Source organism: Alcanivorax sp. HI0083 (assembly GCF_001635175.1).
The window spans coordinates 1-491 of sequence record NZ_LWFX01000791.1; the positions used below are offsets into that span (position 1 = coordinate 1).

The following is a 491-nucleotide window of genomic DNA, read 5'->3' on the forward strand; positions in this document are numbered from 1 at the left end:
CCTCAAGGCGCGGGCCTGTGGTATCGAGTCGGAGGATTATCACAACGACCAACTGGTGTCGGACATCAAGCAGCTGACCCGGGGCTATTTTGAAGTGCCTGGCTCGTTCTGGGATCAGGTCACCCAGGTGGAAACCGAGCAGGTGGGCGTGGACACCCTGCATCATCTGTCACACGGGCTGTTGGTCAGTGAAATTCTGGGTGAAGAGGTCTATCCCAATCAGTACATCATCGATGAACAAGGCTTTGTTGGCCGGGTGATGACGGTGGATAACGGTGTGGTGACACTCCGCCATTACAAGGCGGATAGTCTGATGGAGCAAGAGGCCTGGGGACTGAAACCGATGAACATTCAGCAGGCCCTTGCCCTGCAGATGTTGTTGGACCCGGATGTGCACATCGTCACCCTGACCGGGGCGGCCGGGTCAGGGAAAACCATTCTGGCCCTGGCAGCGGCCATTGAAATGACTGTGGAGCAAAAGAGCTTCAACA

Annotated in this window: 1 protein-coding gene; it reads left to right on the forward strand. The window is 56.4% G+C overall.

All coding sequences use genetic code 11. The annotated features are described in order from the left end of the window. Positions 1-491, forward strand: a 491-nt coding sequence (locus tag A3754_RS07675; RefSeq protein WP_197468554.1) for a PhoH family protein, incomplete at both ends; no start/stop codon positions are given.